Here is a 20,938-nt window from a genome sequence, read left to right as displayed (position 1 = left end):
CGGAGCTCCGGCGGCACGCGCGAAGGCGCGGCGAACGTGCTGGAAAGGCCCGCTATTGTGCGCCCATGGCCGGGCCTTGTCGCGTCGGGGCTGAATAGGGGCCTTGCGCCCGTTCAGCCGGCAGGCGCAGCGGTATCGCTGCCTTGGCCTTCCCCTGCCGGCGGCTCGCCGGCCGTGGCCTGCGCATCGATTGCCGTCGCCGGCTCCCCGATCGTGGTCGTCGCCGGCGGCTCCATCTCGGCCGGCAACGCCTCCGGCAACTCGTTGAACTCCGCCAGCGGGCTCTCGGCCGGGCAGTCGTCGTCGGGGAAGCCGAAATCGCGCCGCAACTGCAGGCCGCAGGCATTGAGCGCGTAGACCTCCGGCTGTTCGCGGCAGCGTCCGTCGAACGCGCGCACCCAGGCATCGCGCCGGCGCATGAAATCGTCGCCGCACTTGTCCAGCAGCCGGACCCGGTCCAGGTCGTCCTGCGCGGCATTGTTGCCGTCCAGCCCGTACATCCGCAGCTCGTCGCCGGTGAGCAGGCGCAGGCTGCGGTTGGGCACGGTCTTCATCACGTCGGCCAGCAATGGCGAAGCACCATTGCGTTCCAGGTAGCCGCGCACCGTGGCATACACGGCCTGCAGCTCGGTGTTCAGTTCGGTGCGGCTGGTGGCGGTGGAACTGAGCCGGATGATGCGGTGGATGCCGACTCGACCCGCAAGCCGACGGCTGTCGCCGCCGGCCAGCACGAACACGCAGGCGCTGTGGCAGACCGAATCCTCTCGCACCCAGATCGTCCAGCGGTTGCCGCCGATCCAGTCGCCGGCGCGGATCGCGTCCTCGACCTGGCCACCGGTGGAGTCCAGGTCCAGCACGCGGCTCTCGATGCCCAGGCTGTCGGCCACCCGGGTGACGCGTTCGACCAGCGCGGTGAAATCGCTGGCGATCTTGCCGCGGTAGCGCAGGCGCAACACGTCGCCATCGCGGCACGGTTCCAGCAGGTGGCGCAGGTTGTCCCGGGTCGGCGTCGAGAACGGTTCGCCGTCGCCTTCCCGGTAGTCCAGGCGACAGTCGATCCAGGCCTGGCCGGAGGCCAGCTCCAGCGGCGACCAGTCCGGCACCTTCGCCACGGGAGGCGACGGCACGGGCGCTGCCACCGGCGTGGGCTGGGCGGGCGTGGCCATCGGCGCGCGGCTGACCGCGCCCCCCTCTTCCGGCGAAGCGACCGTCTGCGTCTGCACATCGTCGGCGGGCGCCGACGCCGGTTCGCGGCTGCAGCCGGCAAGCAGGCTGGCGCAGGCGAGGAACAGGCAGACGCGCAGGATCGGCATTACGGCGACATCACGACATGCGGGGGACGCGACCAGTCTAGGCGCAGCGAAGCCCGCGCAGCCAACCTGCGATGAACGTGTCGGCCACTCAGCGCAGCAGGGGCAGCAGTACCAGCACCAGCCCGGCCATCGCCACCACCCACGCCAGCGAACGGACGTAGCGCACGCCGCCCAGGTACAGCGGCACATAAACCACCCGCGCCCAGACGTACAGCTGCACGCCCAGCGCGGTGTGCTCAGAGGTTCGGCCGGCCATGGTGACAGCCAGCACCGCGGCGGCGAAGAAGGGGAAGGTCTCGAGGAAGTTGCGGAACGCCCGGTCGCTGCGCCCGGCCACGCCTGCCAGGGGTGGCGAGGTGTCGCGTGGCCCGGTATTCCAGGCCAGCCCACGCTGGCGGGTCACCAGCATGTCGGCCAGCAGCAGCTGGACGAACCCGAGCACGAGCGCCCAGGCCAGGAACTGCAGTTCGATCGCCATGCCGCTCTCCTTCCCTTGGATGCGACCGCAGCGTAGCAGGCAGCGGGGCAGCGGGCGCCTGATGCGGGACGGACGGCGGCGGGCAAGGGTTCCAGGGGAGCCGCTGCGGGATTCCGGCCCGCCGCCTTGCCATGCCATGAACAAGGTCGGGGGCACGCTGGTTGCCGATGTCGATCCCGGCCGGTCCTGGCCGTCGCATCGCAAAGGACCAATGCCGGTCCGCCTTGGAGGAGACCCAACCATGTCCTACGTCGATGGTTTCGTGATTGCCGTTCCCACCGCCAACAAGGAAAAGTTCCTCGCCCATGCCCGCGAGTTCGACCCGATGTTCCTGGAATTCGGCGCGACCCGCGTGATCGAAGCCTGGGGCGACGACGTACCACGCGGACAGGTCACCGACTTCTTCCGCGCCGTGCAGGCCAAGGACGACGAGACCGTGGTGTTCTCGTGGGTCGAATGGCCGGACAAGGCCACCCGCGACGCGGGCGTCAAGAAGATGATGGAGGACCCGCGCATGGATCCGTCCGCAAGCCCGATGCCGTTCGACGGCAAGCGCATGATCTTCGGCGGCTTCACCGCGGCGTTCGAACTGACGCGCTGATCGCCGGACGCGCGGCAGGCGGCTGGCGAGGAACCGACGTGTTCGCCCTCGCCCGCTGCGCCGCGCGTCGGGTCCGGCCGGCCGGATGCGGGCGCGCGCAGCGCACTGGAATCCGCCTATCCAACGAAGGACAGCCCATGACCCGGACCGGAGGATGCCGCTGCGGATCGATCCGCTACACGCTGGCGGCCGAACCGCTGGCCACGCGCCTGTGCTGGTGCCGGGACTGCCAGTACTGGGCGCTCGGCAACGCCGCAGTGAACATCATGGTGCCGCGTGCCGCGGTCACCGTCGCCGGCACGCCGCGCCACTTCGACAGCCAGGCCGACAGCGGCAACCGCATGCGCCGCTCGTTCTGCGCCGATTGCGGGACCCAGCTGTTCAGCGAATCGAGCGGCAACCTGGCCAACATGGTGATCCGCGTCGGCACGCTGGACGACGCGTCGGGGATCACGCCGACCGTGGTGATCTGGACGGCGTCGGCCCCGGCCTGGGCGCACATCGATCCGGCACTGCAGGCGTTCCCGGCGCAACCGGGCTGACGCTCGCGCGGGCGGCGCCAGCCGTGGGAACAGCGTTTCGGCTCAGCGGACGCGCACGCCGAAACCGGCTGCGAACTCGGCCTCATCGAGATTGCCGTCGCTGTCGCGATCCATCGAGGTAAAGCGCATCTCCGCTGCATGACGCAGCTCGTTCTCGTCCAGTTGGCCGTCGCGATCAAGGTCGGCGACCACGATGCGCTCGGACGCCGAGGGGCCATCCTTGGCGAGGCGGCCCAGCACGGCGTCGAGCTCGGCGGCGGAAAGGCGCTTGTCGTGGTCGGCATCCAGCGTGGAGAAGATGTCGCCGTCGTATTCGTACCGGCTGACGACGCCGTCGCCGTTCGCATCCAGCGCCCTGAACCCGACCGTCGAGCTCACGGGCGAAGGCGATGCCTCCTGCGCTGCCAGGGGCGCGGCAAATCCGAGGGCCAAGAGGAGGATGGTGCCGCGGACGATGGACATGGCGAGGCGCTCCGGAACGGTTGGCCGCCAGCATAGGCAGCCGTTCCTCGCGCGACGAAGGGGACCTTGTACCTACGCGGATGCTGCGGCTGGCGACCCGGCGCCCATCGGGCCGCCCACCCGGCGCGGCGGCCGGTTCATCCGCCCCAGGGCGCGCCCACGCTCAGCGCGCGCGTGCGAACGGCAGCCCGCGCATGATCATCTTCCGGTCCTGTTCGCAGGTCGCCGGAGTGGCGTCGCAGAGATACGCCACGCGCACCACCGGCTCGTCCCCCACCGATCCGAGGCGGTAACGGGTCGCCATGCGTGGCTCGCCCTGCAGGTACACGAACAGCCAGTACTCGTCCGGATCGCTGCGCTGGCGGAAGAACATGCTGCGCAGGCTCGGGTACGGCGGCGTGATCATGCTTGCCGGATCCAGCGGATACCGGTCGAGCACCTGCTGCGGCGACTCGTAACCGGGCAGGACGTCCTGCACGTAGCGCACGCGCTTGTGGCTCTTCGGCCACCCGTGCGGGCCGTACGCATAGATCTTGGGTCGCTCCATGCCGAAGGCGAGCGGAACCTCGATGCGGCCACCCGCCGCGCGCGCGCGGTCGGCGGGATTGAGGACCCATCGCCGGGCCGCGACCAGCGCTGCCTCGTCCAGTGATGGATGGCCGCTGCCGCGCTTGACCCGGGCCTGGGTGACCCGTCCGCAGGTATCGACGGAGAGGTCCAGCAGCACCTCCCCACCCAGCTCCTGCTGGCGCATGCTTTCTGGATATACAGGCTCCACGTAGGCGGGGAACGGACACGCCCCGGCCGTGGCCGCGGCCATGTCTTCCGCCGGGGCAGCCCCACTGGCAAGCGCCAGCAGCATTGCCCCCCGCCCCCCGCCAACCGCTCGAACCGCCATTCACGCCCCTGCCGTACCAGCCCCCTGCTGGCCCCGACATGATGCCCGATCAGGCCATCGGCAGCTTCAGTCCCAGCTCCTGGGCGCACTGGCGCGCGATCTCGTAACCGGCATCGGCGTGGCGCATCACCCCGGTACCGGGGTCGTTCCACAGCACCCGCGCCAGGCGACGATCGGCGGCCTCGCTGCCATCGCAGACGATGACCACGCCGCTGTGCTGGCTGTAGCCCATGCCCACGCCGCCGCCGTGGTGCAGCGACACCCAGGTCGCGCCGCCGGCGACGTTGAGCATCGCGTTGAGCAAGGGCCAGTCCGAGACCGCGTCGCTGCCGTCCTTCATCGCCTCGGTCTCGCGGTTGGGCGAGGCCACGCTGCCGGAATCGAGATGGTCGCGGCCGATCACCACCGGCGCCTTCAGCTCGCCATTGCGGACCATCTCGTTGAACGCCAGGCCCAGCTTGTGGCGCACGCCCAGGCCGACCCAGCAGATTCGCGCCGGCAGCCCCTGGAAGCTGATCCGCTCGCGCGCCATGTCCAGCCAGCGGTGCAGGTGCGGATCGTCCGGAATCAGTTCCTTGACCTTGGCGTCGGTCCTGTAGATGTCCTCCGGGTCGCCGCTCAGCGCGACCCAGCGGAACGGGCCGATGCCGCGGCAGAACAGCGGCCGCACGTAGGCCGGCACGAAACCGGGGAAATCGAACGCATTCTCCAGGCCCTCGTCGAGCGCCATCTGCCGGATATTGTTGCCGTAGTCCACGGTGGGGATGCCCTGCGCGTGGAAGGCGAGCATCGCTTCGACATGCGTGCGCATCGACGCCTTGGCCGCGTCGCGCACCTTTTCCGGATTCGCCTTCTGCTCGGCCAGCCACTGGTCCACGCTCCAGCCGATCGGCAGGTAGCCATGCACCGGGTCGTGCGCGGAGGTCTGGTCGGTGACGCAATCCGGACGCACGCCACGGCGGACCAGCTCCGGCAGTAGCTCCGCTGCGTTGCCGAGCAGCGCGATCGATTTCGCCTCGCCGGCCGCGGTGTACCGCGCGATCCGCGCCAGCGCGTCGTCCAGGTCGCTCGCCTGTTCGTCGACGTAACGCGTGCGCAGCCGGAAATCGATGCACTTCTGCTGGCATTCGATGGTCAGCGAACTGGCGCCGGCCAACGACGCTGCCAGCGGCTGCGCGCCGCCCATCCCGCCCAGGCCGGCGGTGAGGATCCATTTGCCGGCAAGGCTGCCGCCGTAGTGCTGGCGCCCCATTTCCACGAAGGTCTCGTAGGTGCCCTGCACGATGCCCTGCGAGCCGATGTAGATCCACGAGCCGGCGGTCATCTGGCCGTACATCATCAGGCCCTTGCGATCGAGCTCGTTGAAGTGCTCCCAGGTCGCCCAGTGCGGGACCAGGTTGGAGTTGGCGATCAGCACCCGCGGCGCGTCGGCATGGCTGGGGAATACGCCCACCGGCTTGCCGGACTGGACCAGCAGGGTCTCGTCGTCGCCGAGCGTTTTCAGGGTGGCCAGGATCGCGTCGTAGCTGGCCCAGTCGCGCGCGGCGCGGCCGATGCCGCCGTAGACCACCAGGTCTTCCGGACGCTCGGCCACGTCGGGGTCGAGGTTGTTCTGGAGCATGCGGAACGGCGCTTCGGTGAGCCAGCTGCGGCAGTTCAGCTGGGCGCCGCGCGGGGCGCGGACGACGCGGGAGGGATCGTGGCGCGGGTCGGACATGCCGGGGGATCTCGAAGGACAGGCCGGCATTATCGCAGGGTGACCGCCCCGCCATCCCGCGGCGCTGCAGCGTGCGGGTGGATCAGGGCTGCGGCGGCGCGGGACGCGCCTCGGAAGCGGCACGTTGCCGCTCCAGTTCCTCGCGCTCACGCTCGTAGGCCTGCCGGCGCTGTTCGTAGTCCAGGCGCATCCGCTCGGATTCGACAGGGTTCTGTGTCGCGGCGCGCCGGCGATCGGTGCGTGCGCGATCCACCTCGACCTTGCGCCGGTTGGCGTCGATGGCGAGCCCGATGCGATCCTGCTCGGCCTGGCGCGACGCATCATCCTGGCGACGCTGCGTGTCTTCGGTCACCTGCCGCTGGCGCTCGTAGGTACTGCTCGGCGGCGGGATCGCCGGCGTGCCGTAGCGGTTGGGTGCGACCGACTGGGCCTGCGCGGGGGCGGCCAGCCCCGCCAAGGCGAACAGCAGCGAGATCACACAAGCACCGGGAAGCCGAGCCAGGGCACCGGATACGACTGCATGCGGGGAAATCCTGCGGGCGTCCATCCCTCGCTTATACCCCGCAGGATTCGACGCCGAGGTGAACCATCGGCGCGACTTCAGCCCGCGCTCACGCCGGGGGGCAAGCCCCGACGCGGCCGCGATGGAACGCCTCGACCTTCGCCGGATCGGCCGGCTGCGGCGCCAGGCCGTCGTCGAACACGACGCGCCACACGCCATCGGCACCGCGCTGCCACACGGAGCTGAAACGGCCCAGCCGGTATTGCCCGCTGGCGACGTCCTGGTAAAGCGCCGGACCGCTGGACGAAACGATGCCGGCATCGCCGCCGGCATGGACATGTTCCGGATACCACCACAGGCGCGTCTGGCGGCCTGCGATCAGTCCCGCCCAGGCTTCGAGGATCTCGCCCTGGCCGCGCTGCGGGTTGGGCCGACTTACCCCGAACACCGCGAACGGATGCAGGTGGGAAGCGAAAGCCTCGGTGTCATGGTCGGCCACCGATTGCGCAAAGGACAGTTCGCGATCCCAGACTTCACACCGGGCAGCGTCGGCGGCCGCCGATGGCGCGAAGGCATGCGATGCCGGTGACGCCAGCAGCGACGCCAGCACGGCGAACACGACGCTTGGACCTGCGCGCATGCAGGCGCCTCAGCGTTCGGGAAAGTAGGCCCGGCCATAGCCGCTGCAGCCAGTCGATCCACCGCCTTCCCGTTTCAGGCGACTGCCCGTGCCCTGGAGGCAATGGTCCGGCGGCGGCTTGTCCCCGGCCTGGATCTCCTGGTACATGGCCGAAAAACGCATCACCAGGCGATCTTCCGGCGCCACATCGGCCATCCGGCTGCGCCGCGGGGCGGGCTGGACCGACGGGTCCGCGGCGTCACGGCTTTCCGGTGCAACCGGCGCCTCCACCCGCAAGGGGGAAGCATCCTGCCGCACGGGATTGCCCAGCGAAGCATGCGCATCGGACAACGGGGCAAGGGCGAGACCGGCAACCAGCGCGAGCATGGGTTTCAAGGCGGCAACTCCAGGGAGTGACGTCGCGAGCATCGGCGTGCCCAGTCACCGCGTCAAGCCGTCCGGCGGCGCGATGCCATGCGCATTGCGCGGGAGTCTGCCAAGCTGTGACGGTCGTTCCAGCCGCGTTGCGCAATGTCCGGTCGCCTGATCCGTCTCGCCAGCCTCGTCCTGCTGCTATCCCTGTCCGCCTGCGCGGCCTCGCCCCACCGCCCTCGATCCCCGGTCCCCGTCGCCGCCAGCGAACCGGCCTTGCTGCTGCTGGTGTCGATCGACGGCCTGCGCGCGGACGCGCTGGGACGCGGCGACACGCCGCACCTCGACCGCCTCGCCGCCGGCGGGGTCCGCGCGCAATGGATGCGGCCGTCCTACCCGGTGCTCACGTTCCCGAACCACTACACGCTGGTGACGGGCCTGCGCCCGGACCACCACGGCATCGTCCACAACTCGATGAAGGATGCCCAGCTGGGACGCTTCATCGTCGCCGACCAGGATGCGGGCCGCGTCCCGGGCTGGTGGCAGGGCGTGCCGTTGTGGACCAGCGCCGAGCAGGCCGGCATCGCGACCGGGGTATGGGCCTGGCCGGGCGCATCGGCGCCGCGCGATGGATTGCTGCCGCGTTACTGGCACGCCTTCGATGCAGCCGTGCCGCTGGACACGCGGGTCGACGAGATCGCCGGATGGCTGCAGGCAGCGGACGGCCCACGCCCGGGCCTGGTCGCCGTGTACCTGGAGAACGTCGACGGCGCCGGGCACGACCATGGCCCGGCGGCACCGGAAACCCACGCCGCGATCCGTGCCGTCGATGCGGCACTGGGCGCATTGCTCGCCCGACTGGACGCCGCCGGCCTTTCCGATCGGACCAACGTGGTGGTGGTCTCCGACCACGGCATGGCCGAGGTGCCCGATGGCCATTACATCGCCGTCGAGGACATGGCGTCGATGGAGGAAGCCGAGGTGGTGAGTATCGGCCAGGTGATCGGACTGATCCCGCGCACCGGCCACGAAGCGGCGGTGGAGAGCCGCCTCGTGGGCCGTCATCCGCATTACCAGTGCTGGGACCGTGCCGGCATCCCCAAGCGCCTGCAGTACGGCAGCCACCCGCGCATCCCGCCGATCCTGTGCCAGATGGACGAGGGCTGGAACGCGCTGCCCCGCACGATCCTCGACCGTCGCGATGCCAACGGAAGCCACGACCGTGGCGCCCATGGCTACGATCCGGACCTGCTGGCGATGCGCGCGGTGTTCATCGCGCACGGCCCGGCATTCCGCGAAGGCGCGGTGCTGGCGCCGTTCGACAACGTCGATGTGTATCCGCTGCTGGCGCGGCTGCTGGGGATCACGGCGCAGCCGAACGACGGCGATCCGGCCACGCTCGCGCCGGCGCTGCGCGAACCCTGAGACAAGGCCCCCTGCGGTGCTGCCGCGATGCCTGCAACGCGGCGGCGGCAAGCGTCCGCCCGCGTCCGGCATCGATGTCCGAAAACGGCGAGTCCGGGCTGCCGGCAGGTGCTAGCCTGCTTGCATGTCGTCCGCGCCCTCCCCCGCCGCCCTGCCCGATCCGCGCGTGTGCGAACGCGCCCGGCTGAGCCGCGACGCGCGCTTCGACGGACTGTTCTTCACCGCCGTGCGCAGCACCGGGATCTACTGCCGCCCGGTATGTCCCGCCCCGGCGCCCAGGCCCGAGAATGTCGATTACTACCGCAGCGCCGCGGCGGCCGAATCGGCCGGCTTCCGGCCCTGCCTGCGCTGCCGCCCCGAACTGGCGCCGGGGGATGGCGCCTGGCGCCGTGGCGACGAGACGGTGGCTCGCGCACTCAAGCTGATCGACCAGGGATTCCTGGCCGAATCCACGCTCGCCGACCTGGCCGCCCGGGTGCACCTTGGCGAGCGCCAGCTGCGCCGCCTGTTCGTCGAGCGCCTCGGCGCAGCGCCGATCGGGGTGCATGGAACCCGCCGCCTGCTGTTCGCCAAGCAACTGCTCACCGAGACCACGCTGCCGGTCACCGAGGTCGCGCTGGCCGCAGGCTTCTCCAGCCTGCGCCGCTTCAATGCGACGTTCCTCGACGCCTATCGCATGGCACCGCGGGAATTGCGCCGGCGCACCCCCGCCGAACCGGCCGTGCGCGATGCGTCGCAGCCGCTGGTGTTGAAGCTCGGCTATCGCCCGCCCTACGAGTTCGGCGCGATGCTCGACTTCCTGCGAGGCCGCGCACTGCCCGGCGTGGAAACGGTCGATACGCGCAGCTATGCGCGGGTGGTCGGCACGCCGCAGTCGCCAGGCTGGCTGCGGGTCAGCGCCTGGCCGGGCAGCCGCGGTGGCCGCATCCATGCACTGAAGCTGGAATTGCACGGTGCCGCGCCCACGCAACTGGCCGGCATCGTCGCCCGGGTTCGACGCATGTTCGACCTCGATGCCGATCCCCGGGCGATCGCGGCCGCACTGTCGGCCGATCCGCAACTGCAACCGCTGCTGAAGAAGCACCCCGGCCTGCGCCTGCCCAGCGGGTGGGACGGCTTCGAGATCGCGGTGCGCGCCATCATCGGCCAGCAGGTCAGCGTCGCCGCCGCGCGCACGCTGACCACGCGGGTGGCCCAGCGCCATGGCCGTCCGGTCGCGATCGCCGGACCGGACGGGCTCGATCGGCTGTTCCCGGAACCGGTCGCGCTGGCGACGGGTGACCTCGAAGGCCTGGGACTGACCGGCGCGCGTGCCGCCACGGTGCGCGCGGTCGCCGTCGCCCTGCTCGAAGGACGCGTCGATTTCCGCGCCGAGCAGACCCTCGATGAATTCACCGACTCATGGAGCGCGCTGCCCGGCATCGGACCGTGGACCGCGCATTACCTGGCGCTGCGCGCGCTCGGCCATCCCGACGCTTTCCCCGCCGAGGACCTGGTCCTGCAAAGGGCGCTGACCGGGGATGGCAGCCGGCTGGGCGCACGACAGCTACGCCAGCACGCCGAGGCCTGGCGGCCTTGGCGCGGCTACGCCGTCATCCATCTCTGGCGCGATGCCATGGCAGCAGCGCACGTTCCCGTGGAGAAGAAACGATGAGCACCATCCGTTACCGCCGCATCGCCAGCCCGGTCGGCCCGCTGACCGTGGCCGCGTCCGACGCCGGCTTGCACGCGATCGAATTCCCCAGCAACCGGCATCCGGTGCGCCGCGACCAGGACTGGCGTGAGGGCGACCACCCGCTGCTGCAGGAGGCCGAAGCGCAGCTGGCGGATTACTTCGCCGGCCGGCGCCAGGCCTTCGACTTGCCGCTGGCGCCGCGAGGCACGCATTTCCAGCGCGAGGTGTGGTTCGCGCTGGCCGCGATTCCCTACGGACAGACCGCCAGCTACGCGCAACTTGCGGCACGCGTGGACCGGCCATCGGCGACACGCGCGGTCGGCGCGGCGAACGGGCGCAATCCGCTGCCGATCGTGCTGCCCTGCCATCGCGTGATCGGCGCCGACGGTTCGCTCACCGGTTTCGGCGGCGGCCTGCCGACCAAGCGCTTCCTGCTGGAACTGGAAGGGGCACTTCCACGGACCGCGCCTGCGCCGGATCTGTTCGCGTAGAACCGCCCCTCCGCGCCGCGTTCAACCACCCGGAAGCGGGGCAGTCCCCGCGCTAGGCGGCGTCTATCGCCTGTCGCAACGGCGCCAGGAATGCCTTCGCGCGCGCCGCCGCCTCGTCGGCATCGCGCGCATCGGCCAGCGCCGACACCAGCGCGCTGCCGACCACCACGCCATCGGCGTCGACGGCCATTGCGGCGGCGCTGGCCGCGTCCTTGATGCCGAACCCGGCCACAACCGGCACCGTCGAAGCGGCACGCAGCGCATGCAGGCGCTTGCCCGCCGCCCCGGTATCGAGCCGGTCGGCGCCGGTCACGCCGGCATAGCTGACGTAGTACAGGTAGCCCCGGGCGTTGGCGCTCAGCATCGCTGCACGCTCCGGCGAGGTGGTCGGCGAAGCCAGCATCACCAGCGCCAGCCCGGCCTCGTCGAACGGCTGCTGGAATCCGGTCGCCTCCTCCGGAGGCAGGTCGACCAGGAGTACGCCATCGACACCGGCCGCGACCGCGCCGGCGGCAAAGCGCGCTGCGCCGCGGATCTCGACCGGATTGAGGTAGCCCATCAGCACCACGGGTGTCTGCGCGTCGCGTTCGCGGAAACTGCGCACGCACTCGAAGACGTAGCCGGTACCGGCGCCGCGCGCCAGCGCGCGCTCGGAGCTGCGCTGGATCACTGGCCCGTCCGCCATCGGATCGGAAAACGCCACGCCCAGTTCGATCACGTCGGCGCCGGCCTCGACCAGCGCGTGCATGACCGGAACGGTCGCCTCCAGCGATGGATCGCCGGCGGTGATGAAGGGGATCAGGGCCTTGCGACCGGCGCTGCGGAGGTGCGCGAACCTGTTGTCTAAGCGGCTCATGGGTGGCCTGTCGGGTCTGGGGGCGCGCCTGCGGGCTTCGTGGAGCGGTTCGCCAGGCATCGCATCAACGTGGGGGTGGATACCGCATCGGGTCGCCGTCGGTACGCGACGCCTACAAGGTGATGCCTTCGCGCGCGGCGATCGTGTGCACGTCCTTGTCGCCGCGCCCGGACAGGTTGCACAGCACCAGCGCGTCCTTCGGCAGCTCGCGCGCCAGCTTGATCGCCTGGGCGACGGCGTGGCTGGATTCCAGCGCCGGCAGGATGCCCTCGGTGCGGGTGAGCTTGTGGAACGCGGCCAGCGCCTCCTCGTCGGTCACGCCGACGTACTCGGCGCGACCGGAGTCCTTGAGGAACGCGTGCTCCGGGCCGACGCCCGGGTAGTCGAGGCCTGCGGAGATCGAGTGCGTCTCGATGATCTGCCCGTCGTCGTCGCAGATCACGTATGTGCGGTTGCCGTGCAGCACGCCGACCCGGCCGGCCGACAGCGAGGACGCATGGCGCCCGGTCTCGATGCCATCCCCCGCCGCCTCGGCGCCGACCATCCGCACCGAGGCGTCGTTGAGGAACGCATGGAACAGGCCGATCGCATTGCTGCCGCCGCCGACGCAGGCGGTGATCGCATCGGGCAGGCGTCCGTAATCGGCCAGCATCTGCGCGCGCGCCTCGCGCCCGACCACCGCGTTGAAATCGCGGACCATGCGCGGATACGGATCGGGACCGGCCACCGTGCCGATGATGTAGAACGTGTCCTCCACGTTGGTCACCCAGTCGCGCATGGCCTCGTTGAGCGCATCCTTGAGCGTGGCCGAACCGCTGGTCACCGGCACCACCGTGGCGCCGAGCAGCTTCATCCGATAGACATTTATCTTCTGCCGCTCGATGTCGGTGGCGCCCATGTAGACCACGCACTCCAGGCCCAGTCGCGTGGCCACGGTGGCGCTGGCGACGCCGTGCTGGCCGGCGCCGGTCTCGGCGATGATCCGCTTCTTGCCCATGCGGCTGGCGAGCAGCGCCTGGCCGATGGTGTTGTTGATCTTGTGCGCGCCGGTGTGGTTCAGGTCCTCGCGCTTGAGCAGGATCTGCGCACCGCCCGTTTCGCGGCTCAGCCGCTGCGCGTGGTAGATCGGGCTGGGGCGGCCGACGTAGTGCTTCAGGTCCTTCTCGAACTCGGCGATGAAAGCCGGATCGACGCGTGCGGCGTCGTACGCGGCCGCCAGTTCCTGCAGCGGGCCGACCAGGGTCTCGGCGACGAAACGGCCGCCGTGCGGGCCGAAATGGCCAGCAGCATCCGGAAAGGCGTGGAAGTCGACAGGGGCGGACATGGACGGGGTCGCGATCGGAGATGCCTCAGGCTAACGCACACATCCATGCGTGTTAATCGACAATTTCGGCCAATCATGTGAGATAAACTCACATGTATGTCGCGCCCCCTGCCACCACTGAACGCCCTGCGCGCCTTCGAGGCCGCAGCCCGGCTGGGCAGCATCAGCCGCGCCGCGGACGAATTGCATGTCACCCATGGCGCGGTCAGCCGCCATATCCGGACCCTGGAGGAGGCGCTGGGGGCGCCGCTGTTCGAGCGCGAGGGACGTGGCATCGCACCGACCGCGGCCGGCCTGCGCCTGCGCGAAGCAGCGGGCGATGCGTTCACCACCCTGCAGACGGCCTGGGCCGGCCTGCGCCGCGACGGCCGCCCGGCGGCACTGGTCCTGGGCTGCCCGGGCAGCCTGCTGGCCCGCTGGGTGATTCCGCGGCTCGAGCGCCTGGCCGTGGCGCTGCCCGAGCTGAAGCTGCACCTGTCGGCGCAGGAGAGCGGTTTCGATGCGGCCTTGCCGGGACTGGATGCGGCGCTACTGCTGGGCGAATCACCCTTGCCATCCGAGTGGCAGATCCATGTCCTGGGCCCCGAACGCATCGGCCCGGTGCTGAGTCCGCGGCATCCACGCTACGCGGCCTTGCGCGAAGCCCCACCGGCGGCACTGCTGGAGCAGCCGCTGCTGCACACCGCTTCGCGCCCGCAGGCCTGGCCACGCTGGTTCGCCGCGCATTCGCTGGCGCCCGATGCGTGGCGGCCCGGCACTGGCTTCGACCACCTCACCTACCTCCTGGAGGCCGCCGCCGCCGGCCTGGGCGTGGCGATAGCGCCGCAGGAACTGGTCCAGGCCGACCTGGACAGCGGCCGCCTGATCGCACCGTGGGGCTTCGCGGCCACCGGAGGCGAATGGGCGCTGTGCACGCTGCGCGGCAATGATGACCCGCGGATCCGCGCGCTCGCAGGCTGGCTGCGGCACGAACTCGGCGGCAGCGGCGACTGAAGCGGCCCAGGAAGCCGCGGGGACGCGGAACACCGGCCTCGCTAGTCGCTGTGGCAGTCCGCCCGTCGCACCTCGGCTACGAAGCGGCGCATCTTCTCGCCGTCCTTGATGCCGGGCGACACCTCGATGCCACTGGCCACGTCCACTGCCCACGGCAGCGTGGCCTGGATCGCGTCGAACGCGTTGTCCGGCGTGATCCCGCCCGCCAGTACGAACGGACGATGCAGCCCGGTCGGAATGCGGCTCCAGTCGAACGCTTCGCCGGTGCCGCCGGCACCGCCGCGACGGTGGCTGTCGAACAGGAAGCCGTCGGCGTTGGGCCAGCGCTGCTGCAGGACATGGGCGTCCCAGGCTTCGCCGGACGCCATCGGCACCGCCTTCATCCATGGCACGCGGAACGCGCGGCAGAACGCATCGTCCTCGTCGCCATGGAACTGCAGCAGGGCCGGACGCACCTGGCGCACGACTTCGCGCACCTCGGCGGCGGTGTTGTCGCGGAACAGCGCGACCGCACTGACCATCGGCGCCAGCGCGAGCCGCAACTGGCGCGCTTCGGCCGCGGTCAGCCGGCGCGGACTGGCATGGGCGAAGACGAAACCCACCGCATCCACGCCCAGTTCGCCCGCCAGCCGCACGTCGCCCGGACGGGTCATGCCGCAGAACTTGATCCGGGTGCGATAGAGGGTGCGGTTCACAGCGTCACTTCCGCGGGAAGGGCCCATTGGGGAGGATACAGCGGACGCAGGAACACCAGTCCCTGCGGCGGCGCGGTCGGCCCGGCCAGGGTGCGGTCGCGCCCGGCCAGCAGCTGCGCGATCCAGCTTTCCGGTTGCGTACCCGCGCCCACTTCGAGCAACGAGCCCACGATATTGCGAACCATGTGATGGAGGAATGCGTTCGCCTGGACCTCGATCTCGACCGTCTCGCCGATCCGGCGGACGATGATCTCCTGCAGGTCGCGGCGCGCGTGCGGCGCCTGGCAATGGACCGTGCGGAAGGCGCTGAAGTCGTTCTCGCCGAGCAGTGACTGGGCCGCGCGGTGCATCGCACCGGCGTCCAGCTCGCGCCGCTCCCACGCCATCAGCTGGCGATACAGCGCCGGGCGCACCTGCCGGTTGACCAGCCGGTAGCGGTAGCGGCGCGCGCGCGCGGAAAAACGGGCATGGAAGTCGTCCGCCACCGGCACGCACCAGCGTACGCATACCGCTGGCGGCAGCCGGCCGCTGACACCCAGCGTCCAGGCACGCGGATCGCGCGCGGCGCTGCTGTCGAAATGCACCACCTGGCATTCGGCATGGACGCCGGCGTCGGTGCGCCCGGCGCAGCTCACGGTGATGGCCTGGTCGGCGACCGAGCTCAGCGCCCGTTCGAGCGCGGCCTGCACGGTTGGCGGGCCGGACGGCCCGAGTCCCTGCCAGCCCTGGAATCCACCGCCGTCGTACTCCACGCCCAACGCGTAACGCATGTCGGCCGCTCGCCCCGGCTCAACCGATCTCGCGCAGCAGCTGTGCCGCTTCGTCGCGCGCGGACGGATCCTGGCCGATGGCGACCTCGTGCAGCAGGCTGCGTGCGGTCTCCACGTCGCCCAGGTCGAGGTAGGCGATGGCGAGCTCCAGCCGTTCGCGACCGGCCGGTGCCGGATTCAGCGAAGCCAGGCCGATCGCCGCGCCGGAGGCACCGGTGTGCCAGGCCGGGACCGCGCCATCGTCCGGATGGGTCGGCGCCGGGTAGGACGGTGCCTCTTCGCGCACGTGCTCCACCTCATCGACGCCATCATCGGCATGCGCCGACTCCGGCGAGGCTTGCGGCAGCGCCGCAGCCAGCGCGGCCGCATCGAATCCGCTGCGGCGGCTGGCCGGGATCGACATCGGCTTGGGTCGACGCGCCAGCCACCACACCAGGGCGGCCGTCACCAGCAGGCCCAGCCCGCCCCACAGCCACACCGGCGCCGAAGCCCCCGGGGTCGCCGACGCGGCATTGGTCTGCGCCAGCGTCTGCTGCGCGGCCGCCAGTTCGCTGTCCTTGAGTTCGATCAGCTTGAGCTGCGCCTGCTGCATCTTCTCCAGGTCTTCGACCCGGGTACGCAGTTCCTGCAGCTCCGAGTCGCGCGTAGCCAGGTCTTCCTGGGCCTGACGCAGTTGTTCGTTTGCCAGCATGTCGCCCTCGCCGCCGGCGCCGAGTCCGGATTCTGTCGCCTGTGAACCGGCCGCCGCGACCGCCGGTGCGATTTCCAGCCGGGCGCCCGATGCGCCTGCCGCTGGCGCCGGAGGCGGTGCCGGCGCAGCCGCGGCACTGGCCGCGATCGGCGTCGTGCCTGCATCGGCCGGTTGCTGGACCGGCCGCGCCGCCTGCCGCCACTGTGCGGTCTGTTCGCGCACGAGTGCCGCCGCGGCTGCCGCATCGGCCTGGCCGAAGTCGGCCGCGCCGGGCATGCGCAGTACCGCACCGCTGCGCACGCGATGGATATTGCCGCCGATGAAGGCTTCCGGATTGGCCCGCAGGAGCGCGACCATCGCTTCGTCGAGCGTGTGCCCGCCCCGGTCCATGCCCGCGGCGACCTGGGAAAGGGTCTGGCCGCGCTCGATCCGGGCCAGCACGTCGCCGGCCGCGAGACTGGCACCGCGGTCGACGCTGGCGGCCCGTGGAACCGGGGCCGGCGCCACGGGTGCAGCTTCGGATTCCTGGACCGACGCTGGCGCGGTCGGGGCGGGCTGCGCTTCGCGGACGATCGAATCGGACGGCATCGCCTGCGGTGCCTGGATGGCCGGTGCCTCGATCGCCACCGCGGTCTGCGGCGCGTTGACCAGGGCCGAATACTCGCGCACCAACCGCCCCTGCCCCCAGTCGACCTCGACCAGGAAGCCCAGTGCCGGCACGTCCACCGGCGCGGAGCTGGTCACGCGCACGACCGCGCGACCCTGGGCGTCGCTGGTGATCTCGAACTGCAGATCGTTGACCAGGCCCGACGGCGGCTGCAGGCCGACGCGGGCGAAGGTCTCCGGCGAGGCCAGCCGCGCACGCGCGTTCTCCAGCTCGCCTGGCTCGTTGGAGATGATCGGGATCTCGGCCAGCAGAGGCTGCCCCGGCGATGACAGGACCCGGATCTGCCCCAGGCCAAGCGCCATCGCCCCGCTGCTGAGCAGCGACAAGCCGATCGCCAACAGCCAATGCCATGGGCGCGTCGCGCCCCGTCCCCTTGTGCTCATGCGGCGCACTATAGCCGAGGCCCCGCCGTTGTAGGAGCCGGGATACGACCCATTCCCCGGCTCGGGCCATCGACACAGCGGCGCGGACCCCGTCCGCGCCGCTGCCGGCTCAGCCTTCCTTCGCGACCAGCTCGGCCAGCTGCACCGCGTTGAGGGCGGCACCCTTGCGGATGTTGTCCGAGACGATCCACAGGTTCAGCCCACGCGGGTGCGAGAAGTCCTCGCGGATGCGGCCGACATACACCGCGTCGTTGCCCGAGGCATGGGTCACCGGGGTCGGATAGCCGCCCGGCTTGCGCTCGTCGACCACTTCCACACCCGGTGCGTTCTCCAGCAGCGCGCGCGCCGCTTCCGGGGTGACCTTGCGCGTAGTCTCGATCGCCACCGCCTCGGAATGGCCGTAGAACACCGGCACGCGCACCGCGGTCGGATTCACCTGGATGCTGTCGTCGCCCAGGATCTTGCGCGTCTCCCAGACCAGCTTCATCTCTTCCTTGGTGTAGCCGTTTTCCATGAAGTCGTCGATGTGCGGGATCAGGTTGAAGGCGATCTGCACCGGGAAGCGCTGCGGATCGGCCTCCTGGAAGTTGAGCAGCGCGCCGGTCTGGCGGCCCAGTTCCTCCAGCGCGGAGCGACCGGCGCCGGACACCGACTGGTAGGTGGCCACGTTGATCCGCTCGATGCCGTACTCGCGGTGGATCGGCGCCAGCGCCACCAGCATCTGCATGGTCGAGCAGTTCGGGTTGGCGATGATCCCGCGCGGGCGGTTCTTCACCGCCTCCGGGTTGACCTCGGACACCACCAGCGGCACGTCGTCGTCGTAGCGGAATGCGGATGAATTGTCGATCACCACCGCGCCGGCGGCGGCGAACTTCGGGCCGTATTCCTTCGACACCGAGCCGCCGGCCGAGAACAGCGCGATGTCCACGCCGGTGGGATCGAACTTGGCCAGGTCATGGACGTCGACCTTGCGGCCGGCGAACAGGACATCACCGCCGGCGGAGCGCTCGGACGCCAGGGCGATGAGCTTGCCCACCGGGAACTGGCGCTCGGCCAGGATGGCCAGCATGGTCTCGCCGACCGCGCCGGTGGCGCCGACGACGGCGACGGTGAAACGACGTTCTGCAGTGCTCATGGATGTTCTCGTTTTGTGTTCTGTCTGGGATTGAATGGATGCGATGTCGCGCGATGCGCGTGCGTGCCGGATTCGGGGAACCTCGTCCCGGGTGCTGCCCGATCCCGTCGAGCGCCTGGGTGGTTCCCTACCGTTTGCCGTTCGCGGTTTTGACCGCGCCGGTAATGTCGGCAGTGGCGGCTTTCGCGGTGGTCCTGGCGGTGACCGGAGTCGGCGGATGACCGGCCTGCGGGCCGAAGCCCAGTGCGGCCAGCAGGTTGTCCACGGCCAACTGCACCATCGCCCGGCGCGTGGCCAGCGAGGCACTGCCGATGTGCGGGGTCAGCACCACGTTGCGCAAAGCCAGCAGCTCGGGGCGTACGTCCGGCTCGCCTTCGTAGACGTCCAGCCCGGCCGCGGCGAGGCGACCGTTCGCCAGCGCATCAGCCAGGGCCAGTTCGTCGACCAGGCCGCCACGGGCAATGTTCACCAGCGTGGCGGTGGGCTTCATCTTCGCCAGCGCCGCCGCATCGATGATGTGGTGCGACGCCTGCGAGTACGGCAGCACCAGCACCAGGTGGTCGGCCCGGGCGAGCAGCGCGTCGAAGTCGACGCAGCGCGCACCCGTTTCGCGTTCGACGCCGGCGGGCAGGCGCGAGCGGTTGTGGTACAGCACATCCATGCCGAAGCCATGGTGGCCGCGCCGGGCGATGCCCTGCCCGATCCGGCCCATGCCCAGGATGCCCAGCGTGCTGCCATGGATGTCGGCGCCCAGCATGGTCGAGAACGACCACTGGCCCCAGCGGCCCTCGCGCAGCCAGCGCTCCGATTCGGTGATCCGGCGCGCGGCCGCCATCAGCAGGGCGAAGCCCAGGTCGGCGGTGGTTTCGGTGAGGACATCCGGCGTGTTTGTGGCGATCACCCCGCGCGCGTCCAGCGCGGCGATATCGAGGTTGTTGTAGCCGACACCGACGTTGGCGACCGCGCGCAACCGGGGGGCACCGGCAAGCTCATCCGCGCCGATGCGTTCGTTGAGCGTGACCAGTGCGCCATCGGCGCCGCGCAGCGCGGCGGCGATCGCGGCCGCGTCATATTGGCGCACCGCGGTCGCTGCATTCACGTCGCAATGGGCCGCCAGCTGGCCGACGATATCGTCGAACAGCGGCTGCGAAACCCACACGCGTGGACGGTCGCCGGACATGGTCCCTATTCCGCTTCGCCCAGGCCAGGACCGGCCGGGATGCGCGGCGTGATCGTGCCGACATCGCCGCACTGGGCGCGATGGCGCAGCGCCTGGTCCATCAGCACCAGCGCGACCATCGCCTCGGCGATGGGCGTGGCGCGGATACCGACACAGGGATCATGGCGACCGGTGGTGACCACCTCGACAGGATTGCCGTTCACGTCGACCGTCGGACCGGGCAGGCGCAGGCTGGAGGTCGGCTTGAGCGCGATGGACGCCACCACCTGCTGCCCGGTGGAGATGCCGCCGAGGATGCCGCCGGCATGGTTGCTGGCGAACCCGTCCGGCGCGATCAGGTCGCGATGATGAGTTCCCTTCTGCGCGACCACGTCGAAGCCGTCGCCGATCTCCACGCCCTTGACCGCGTTGATGCTCATCAGCGCCGAGGCGAGCTCACCATCGAGCTTGCCGTAGATCGGCTCGCCCCAGCCCGGCGGCACGCCGTCGGCAACCACGGTCACGCGCGCACCGACCGAATCGCCGGACTTGCGCAGGGCGTCCATGTAGCTTTCGAGTTCCGGCACCTGCGGCGCATGCGGCCAGAAGAACGGATTGTCCTCCACCGCGCTCCAGTCGAAGCCACCCGGCTTCACCTCGCCGATCTGGGCGAGGAATCCACGCACGCTGACGCCATGGCGCTGCTGCAGCCACTTCTTGGCGATCACCGCGGCGGCCACGCGCATGGTGGTCTCGCGCGCCGAGCTGCGCCCGCCGCCACGCGGATCGCGGATGCCGTACTTCTGCCAGTAGCTGTAGTCGGCGTGGCCCGGGCGGAACTGCGCGGCGATGTCTGCGTAGTCCTTGCTGCGCGCATCCGTGTTGCGGACCAGCAGCGCGATCGGCGTGCCGGTGGTGCGGCCCTCGTACACGCCGGAAAGGATCTCGACCTCGTCGGCTTCGCGTCGCGCCGAGGTGTGGCGCGACTTGCCGGTGGCGCGGCGTTGCAGGTCGTGCGCGAACTCCTCCGCTGCGAGCTCCAGGCCCGGCGGGCAGCCGTCGACGACGCAGCCGATGGCCGGCCCATGCGATTCGCCGAAGGTGGTGACCGACAACAGTTTGCCGAAGGTGTTGCTGCTCAAGGCGCCGCTCCGCGGGGGGAACCGGTGG

General features: G+C 70.5%; 22 protein-coding genes. 6 read left to right on the top strand and 16 right to left on the bottom strand.

Features of this window, described 5'->3' with window-relative positions:
* Window positions 1-113: 113 nt before the first annotated feature.
* Window positions 114-1,313: a COG3904 family protein gene (locus tag CSC65_RS05250; protein ID WP_238390288.1), complete on the bottom strand. Its 1,200-nt coding sequence runs from the start codon at window positions 1,311-1,313 to the stop codon at window positions 114-116.
* Between the two features lie 88 nt (window positions 1,314-1,401).
* Complete coding sequence (locus CSC65_RS05245; protein ID WP_162409143.1) at window positions 1,402-1,791, bottom strand: MAPEG family protein; 390 nt, start codon at window positions 1,789-1,791, stop codon at window positions 1,402-1,404.
* Window positions 1,792-2,032: 241 nt separating this feature from the next.
* Here CSC65_RS05245 and CSC65_RS05240 point away from each other — a divergent pair, with 241 nt between their 5' ends.
* On the top strand, window positions 2,033-2,392 hold the full coding sequence (locus tag CSC65_RS05240) for a DUF1428 domain-containing protein (protein ID WP_162409141.1): 360 nt from the start codon (window positions 2,033-2,035) through the stop codon (window positions 2,390-2,392).
* 137 nt (window positions 2,393-2,529) lie between these two features.
* A complete protein-coding gene (locus tag CSC65_RS05235) occupies window positions 2,530-2,934 on the top strand; it encodes a GFA family protein (RefSeq protein WP_162409139.1) in 405 nt (134 codons plus the stop codon).
* 42 nt (window positions 2,935-2,976) lie between these two features.
* Here the strand turns inward: CSC65_RS05235 and CSC65_RS05230 are convergent, their stop codons facing one another.
* The 6 genes from CSC65_RS05230 to CSC65_RS05205 form a co-directional block, all read right to left on the bottom strand.
* Window positions 2,977-3,396 (bottom strand): EF-hand domain-containing protein, encoded by a 420-nt coding sequence (locus CSC65_RS05230; protein WP_162409137.1) that lies wholly within the window; start codon window positions 3,394-3,396, stop codon window positions 2,977-2,979.
* A gap of 163 nt (window positions 3,397-3,559) precedes the next feature.
* Complete coding sequence (locus CSC65_RS05225; protein ID WP_274379388.1) at window positions 3,560-4,216, bottom strand: energy transducer TonB; 657 nt, start codon at window positions 4,214-4,216, stop codon at window positions 3,560-3,562.
* 127 nt (window positions 4,217-4,343) lie between these two features.
* Window positions 4,344-6,011 carry a urocanate hydratase gene (gene hutU / locus CSC65_RS05220; protein WP_162409133.1) on the bottom strand — a complete coding sequence of 556 codons (1,668 nt, stop codon included), beginning with the start codon at window positions 6,009-6,011 and terminating at the stop codon, window positions 4,344-4,346.
* Window positions 6,012-6,093: 82 nt separating this feature from the next.
* Complete coding sequence (locus CSC65_RS05215; protein ID WP_238390287.1) at window positions 6,094-6,489, bottom strand: hypothetical protein; 396 nt, start codon at window positions 6,487-6,489, stop codon at window positions 6,094-6,096.
* Between the two features lie 133 nt (window positions 6,490-6,622).
* Window positions 6,623-7,153: a YybH family protein gene (locus CSC65_RS05210; RefSeq protein ID WP_162409129.1), complete on the bottom strand. Its 531-nt coding sequence runs from the start codon at window positions 7,151-7,153 to the stop codon at window positions 6,623-6,625.
* A 9-nt stretch (window positions 7,154-7,162) separates the two neighbouring features.
* Window positions 7,163-7,528, bottom strand: a complete 366-nt coding sequence (locus tag CSC65_RS05205) for a hypothetical protein (protein ID WP_162409127.1) — start codon at window positions 7,526-7,528, stop codon at window positions 7,163-7,165.
* A 135-nt stretch (window positions 7,529-7,663) separates the two neighbouring features.
* Between CSC65_RS05205 and CSC65_RS05200 the strand changes: the two genes are divergently transcribed.
* The 3 genes from CSC65_RS05200 (at window position 7,664) to CSC65_RS05190 (ending at window position 11,095) form a co-directional block, all read left to right on the top strand.
* Window positions 7,664-8,929 (top strand): alkaline phosphatase family protein, encoded by a 1,266-nt coding sequence (locus tag CSC65_RS05200; RefSeq protein WP_162409125.1) that lies wholly within the window; start codon window positions 7,664-7,666, stop codon window positions 8,927-8,929.
* A gap of 124 nt (window positions 8,930-9,053) precedes the next feature.
* On the top strand, window positions 9,054-10,583 hold the full coding sequence (locus CSC65_RS05195; RefSeq protein WP_162409123.1) for an AlkA N-terminal domain-containing protein: 1,530 nt from the start codon (window positions 9,054-9,056) through the stop codon (window positions 10,581-10,583).
* Window positions 10,580-11,095, top strand: coding sequence for a methylated-DNA--[protein]-cysteine S-methyltransferase (locus CSC65_RS05190; protein WP_162409121.1), 516 nt, complete (start codon window positions 10,580-10,582; stop codon window positions 11,093-11,095). The genes CSC65_RS05195 and CSC65_RS05190 overlap by 4 nt, the downstream gene beginning before the upstream one ends.
* A 52-nt stretch (window positions 11,096-11,147) precedes the next feature.
* On the opposite strand, the gene trpA is transcribed toward CSC65_RS05190, so the two are convergent.
* A complete protein-coding gene (trpA, locus tag CSC65_RS05185; protein WP_162409119.1) occupies window positions 11,148-11,951 on the bottom strand; it encodes a tryptophan synthase subunit alpha in 804 nt (267 codons plus the stop codon).
* Between the two features lie 112 nt (window positions 11,952-12,063).
* On the bottom strand, window positions 12,064-13,275 hold the full coding sequence (gene trpB / locus CSC65_RS05180; protein WP_162409117.1) for a tryptophan synthase subunit beta: 1,212 nt from the start codon (window positions 13,273-13,275) through the stop codon (window positions 12,064-12,066).
* Between the two features lie 96 nt (window positions 13,276-13,371).
* Between trpB and CSC65_RS05175 the strand changes: the two genes are divergently transcribed.
* Window positions 13,372-14,268 (top strand): LysR family transcriptional regulator, encoded by an 897-nt coding sequence (locus tag CSC65_RS05175; RefSeq protein ID WP_162409115.1) that lies wholly within the window; start codon window positions 13,372-13,374, stop codon window positions 14,266-14,268.
* A gap of 41 nt (window positions 14,269-14,309) precedes the next feature.
* Here the strand turns inward: CSC65_RS05175 and CSC65_RS05170 are convergent, their stop codons facing one another.
* The 6 genes from CSC65_RS05170 to aroC all read right to left on the bottom strand — a co-directional run bounded on the left by CSC65_RS05170 (window position 14,310) and on the right by aroC (window position 20,910).
* Window positions 14,310-14,963, bottom strand: coding sequence for a phosphoribosylanthranilate isomerase (locus tag CSC65_RS05170; protein WP_162409113.1), 654 nt, complete (start codon window positions 14,961-14,963; stop codon window positions 14,310-14,312).
* The gene (gene truA, locus CSC65_RS05165; RefSeq protein WP_162409111.1) at window positions 14,960-15,733 is read right to left on the bottom strand and encodes a tRNA pseudouridine(38-40) synthase TruA; all 774 of its coding nucleotides are present in this window, start codon (window positions 15,731-15,733) and stop codon (window positions 14,960-14,962) included. The genes CSC65_RS05170 and truA overlap by 4 nt, the downstream gene beginning before the upstream one ends.
* 19 nt (window positions 15,734-15,752) lie before the next feature.
* Entirely contained in the window at window positions 15,753-17,474 is a 1,722-nt protein-coding gene (locus CSC65_RS05160; protein ID WP_162409109.1) for a type IV pilus assembly protein FimV, read from the bottom strand.
* 109 nt (window positions 17,475-17,583) lie between these two features.
* Complete coding sequence (locus CSC65_RS05155; protein WP_162409107.1) at window positions 17,584-18,609, bottom strand: aspartate-semialdehyde dehydrogenase; 1,026 nt, start codon at window positions 18,607-18,609, stop codon at window positions 17,584-17,586.
* A gap of 127 nt (window positions 18,610-18,736) precedes the next feature.
* The gene (locus tag CSC65_RS05150) at window positions 18,737-19,789 is read right to left on the bottom strand and encodes a 2-hydroxyacid dehydrogenase (RefSeq protein WP_162409105.1); all 1,053 of its coding nucleotides are present in this window, start codon (window positions 19,787-19,789) and stop codon (window positions 18,737-18,739) included.
* A 5-nt stretch (window positions 19,790-19,794) separates the two neighbouring features.
* Window positions 19,795-20,910: a chorismate synthase gene (aroC, locus tag CSC65_RS05145; protein ID WP_162409104.1), complete on the bottom strand. Its 1,116-nt coding sequence runs from the start codon at window positions 20,908-20,910 to the stop codon at window positions 19,795-19,797.
* Window positions 20,911-20,938 lie beyond the last annotated feature (28 nt).

Source organism: Pseudoxanthomonas daejeonensis (genome assembly GCF_010093205.1).
Lineage (GTDB): Bacteria > Pseudomonadota > Gammaproteobacteria > Xanthomonadales > Xanthomonadaceae > Pseudoxanthomonas > Pseudoxanthomonas daejeonensis.
The sequence above is the reverse complement of the archived record's forward strand: the minus strand, read 5'-3'. Positions and strand labels throughout refer to the sequence as shown.

Coding starts and splice junctions, on each gene's coding strand:
- CSC65_RS05160 (WP_162409109.1), bottom strand. CDS start 17,474: ATGAGCACAAGGGGACGGGGCGCGACGCGCCCATGGCATTGGCTGTTG.
- hutU (WP_162409133.1), bottom strand. CDS start 6,011: ATGTCCGACCCGCGCCACGATCCCTCCCGCGTCGTCCGCGCCCCGCGC.
- CSC65_RS05190 (WP_162409121.1), top strand. CDS start 10,580: ATGAGCACCATCCGTTACCGCCGCATCGCCAGCCCGGTCGGCCCGCTG.
- CSC65_RS05175 (WP_162409115.1), top strand. CDS start 13,372: ATGTCGCGCCCCCTGCCACCACTGAACGCCCTGCGCGCCTTCGAGGCC.
- CSC65_RS05235 (WP_162409139.1), top strand. CDS start 2,530: ATGACCCGGACCGGAGGATGCCGCTGCGGATCGATCCGCTACACGCTG.
- trpB (WP_162409117.1), bottom strand. CDS start 13,275: ATGTCCGCCCCTGTCGACTTCCACGCCTTTCCGGATGCTGCTGGCCAT.
- CSC65_RS05195 (WP_162409123.1), top strand. CDS start 9,054: ATGTCGTCCGCGCCCTCCCCCGCCGCCCTGCCCGATCCGCGCGTGTGC.
- CSC65_RS05225 (WP_274379388.1), bottom strand. CDS start 4,216: ATGGCCGCGGCCACGGCCGGGGCGTGTCCGTTCCCCGCCTACGTGGAG.
- CSC65_RS05230 (WP_162409137.1), bottom strand. CDS start 3,396: ATGTCCATCGTCCGCGGCACCATCCTCCTCTTGGCCCTCGGATTTGCC.
- CSC65_RS05245 (WP_162409143.1), bottom strand. CDS start 1,791: ATGGCGATCGAACTGCAGTTCCTGGCCTGGGCGCTCGTGCTCGGGTTC.
- CSC65_RS05155 (WP_162409107.1), bottom strand. CDS start 18,609: ATGAGCACTGCAGAACGTCGTTTCACCGTCGCCGTCGTCGGCGCCACC.
- CSC65_RS05210 (WP_162409129.1), bottom strand. CDS start 7,153: ATGCGCGCAGGTCCAAGCGTCGTGTTCGCCGTGCTGGCGTCGCTGCTG.
- CSC65_RS05200 (WP_162409125.1), top strand. CDS start 7,664: ATGTCCGGTCGCCTGATCCGTCTCGCCAGCCTCGTCCTGCTGCTATCC.
- CSC65_RS05250 (WP_238390288.1), bottom strand. CDS start 1,313: ATGCCGATCCTGCGCGTCTGCCTGTTCCTCGCCTGCGCCAGCCTGCTT.
- truA (WP_162409111.1), bottom strand. CDS start 15,733: ATGCGTTACGCGTTGGGCGTGGAGTACGACGGCGGTGGATTCCAGGGC.
- CSC65_RS05150 (WP_162409105.1), bottom strand. CDS start 19,789: ATGTCCGGCGACCGTCCACGCGTGTGGGTTTCGCAGCCGCTGTTCGAC.
- CSC65_RS05240 (WP_162409141.1), top strand. CDS start 2,033: ATGTCCTACGTCGATGGTTTCGTGATTGCCGTTCCCACCGCCAACAAG.
- trpA (WP_162409119.1), bottom strand. CDS start 11,951: ATGAGCCGCTTAGACAACAGGTTCGCGCACCTCCGCAGCGCCGGTCGC.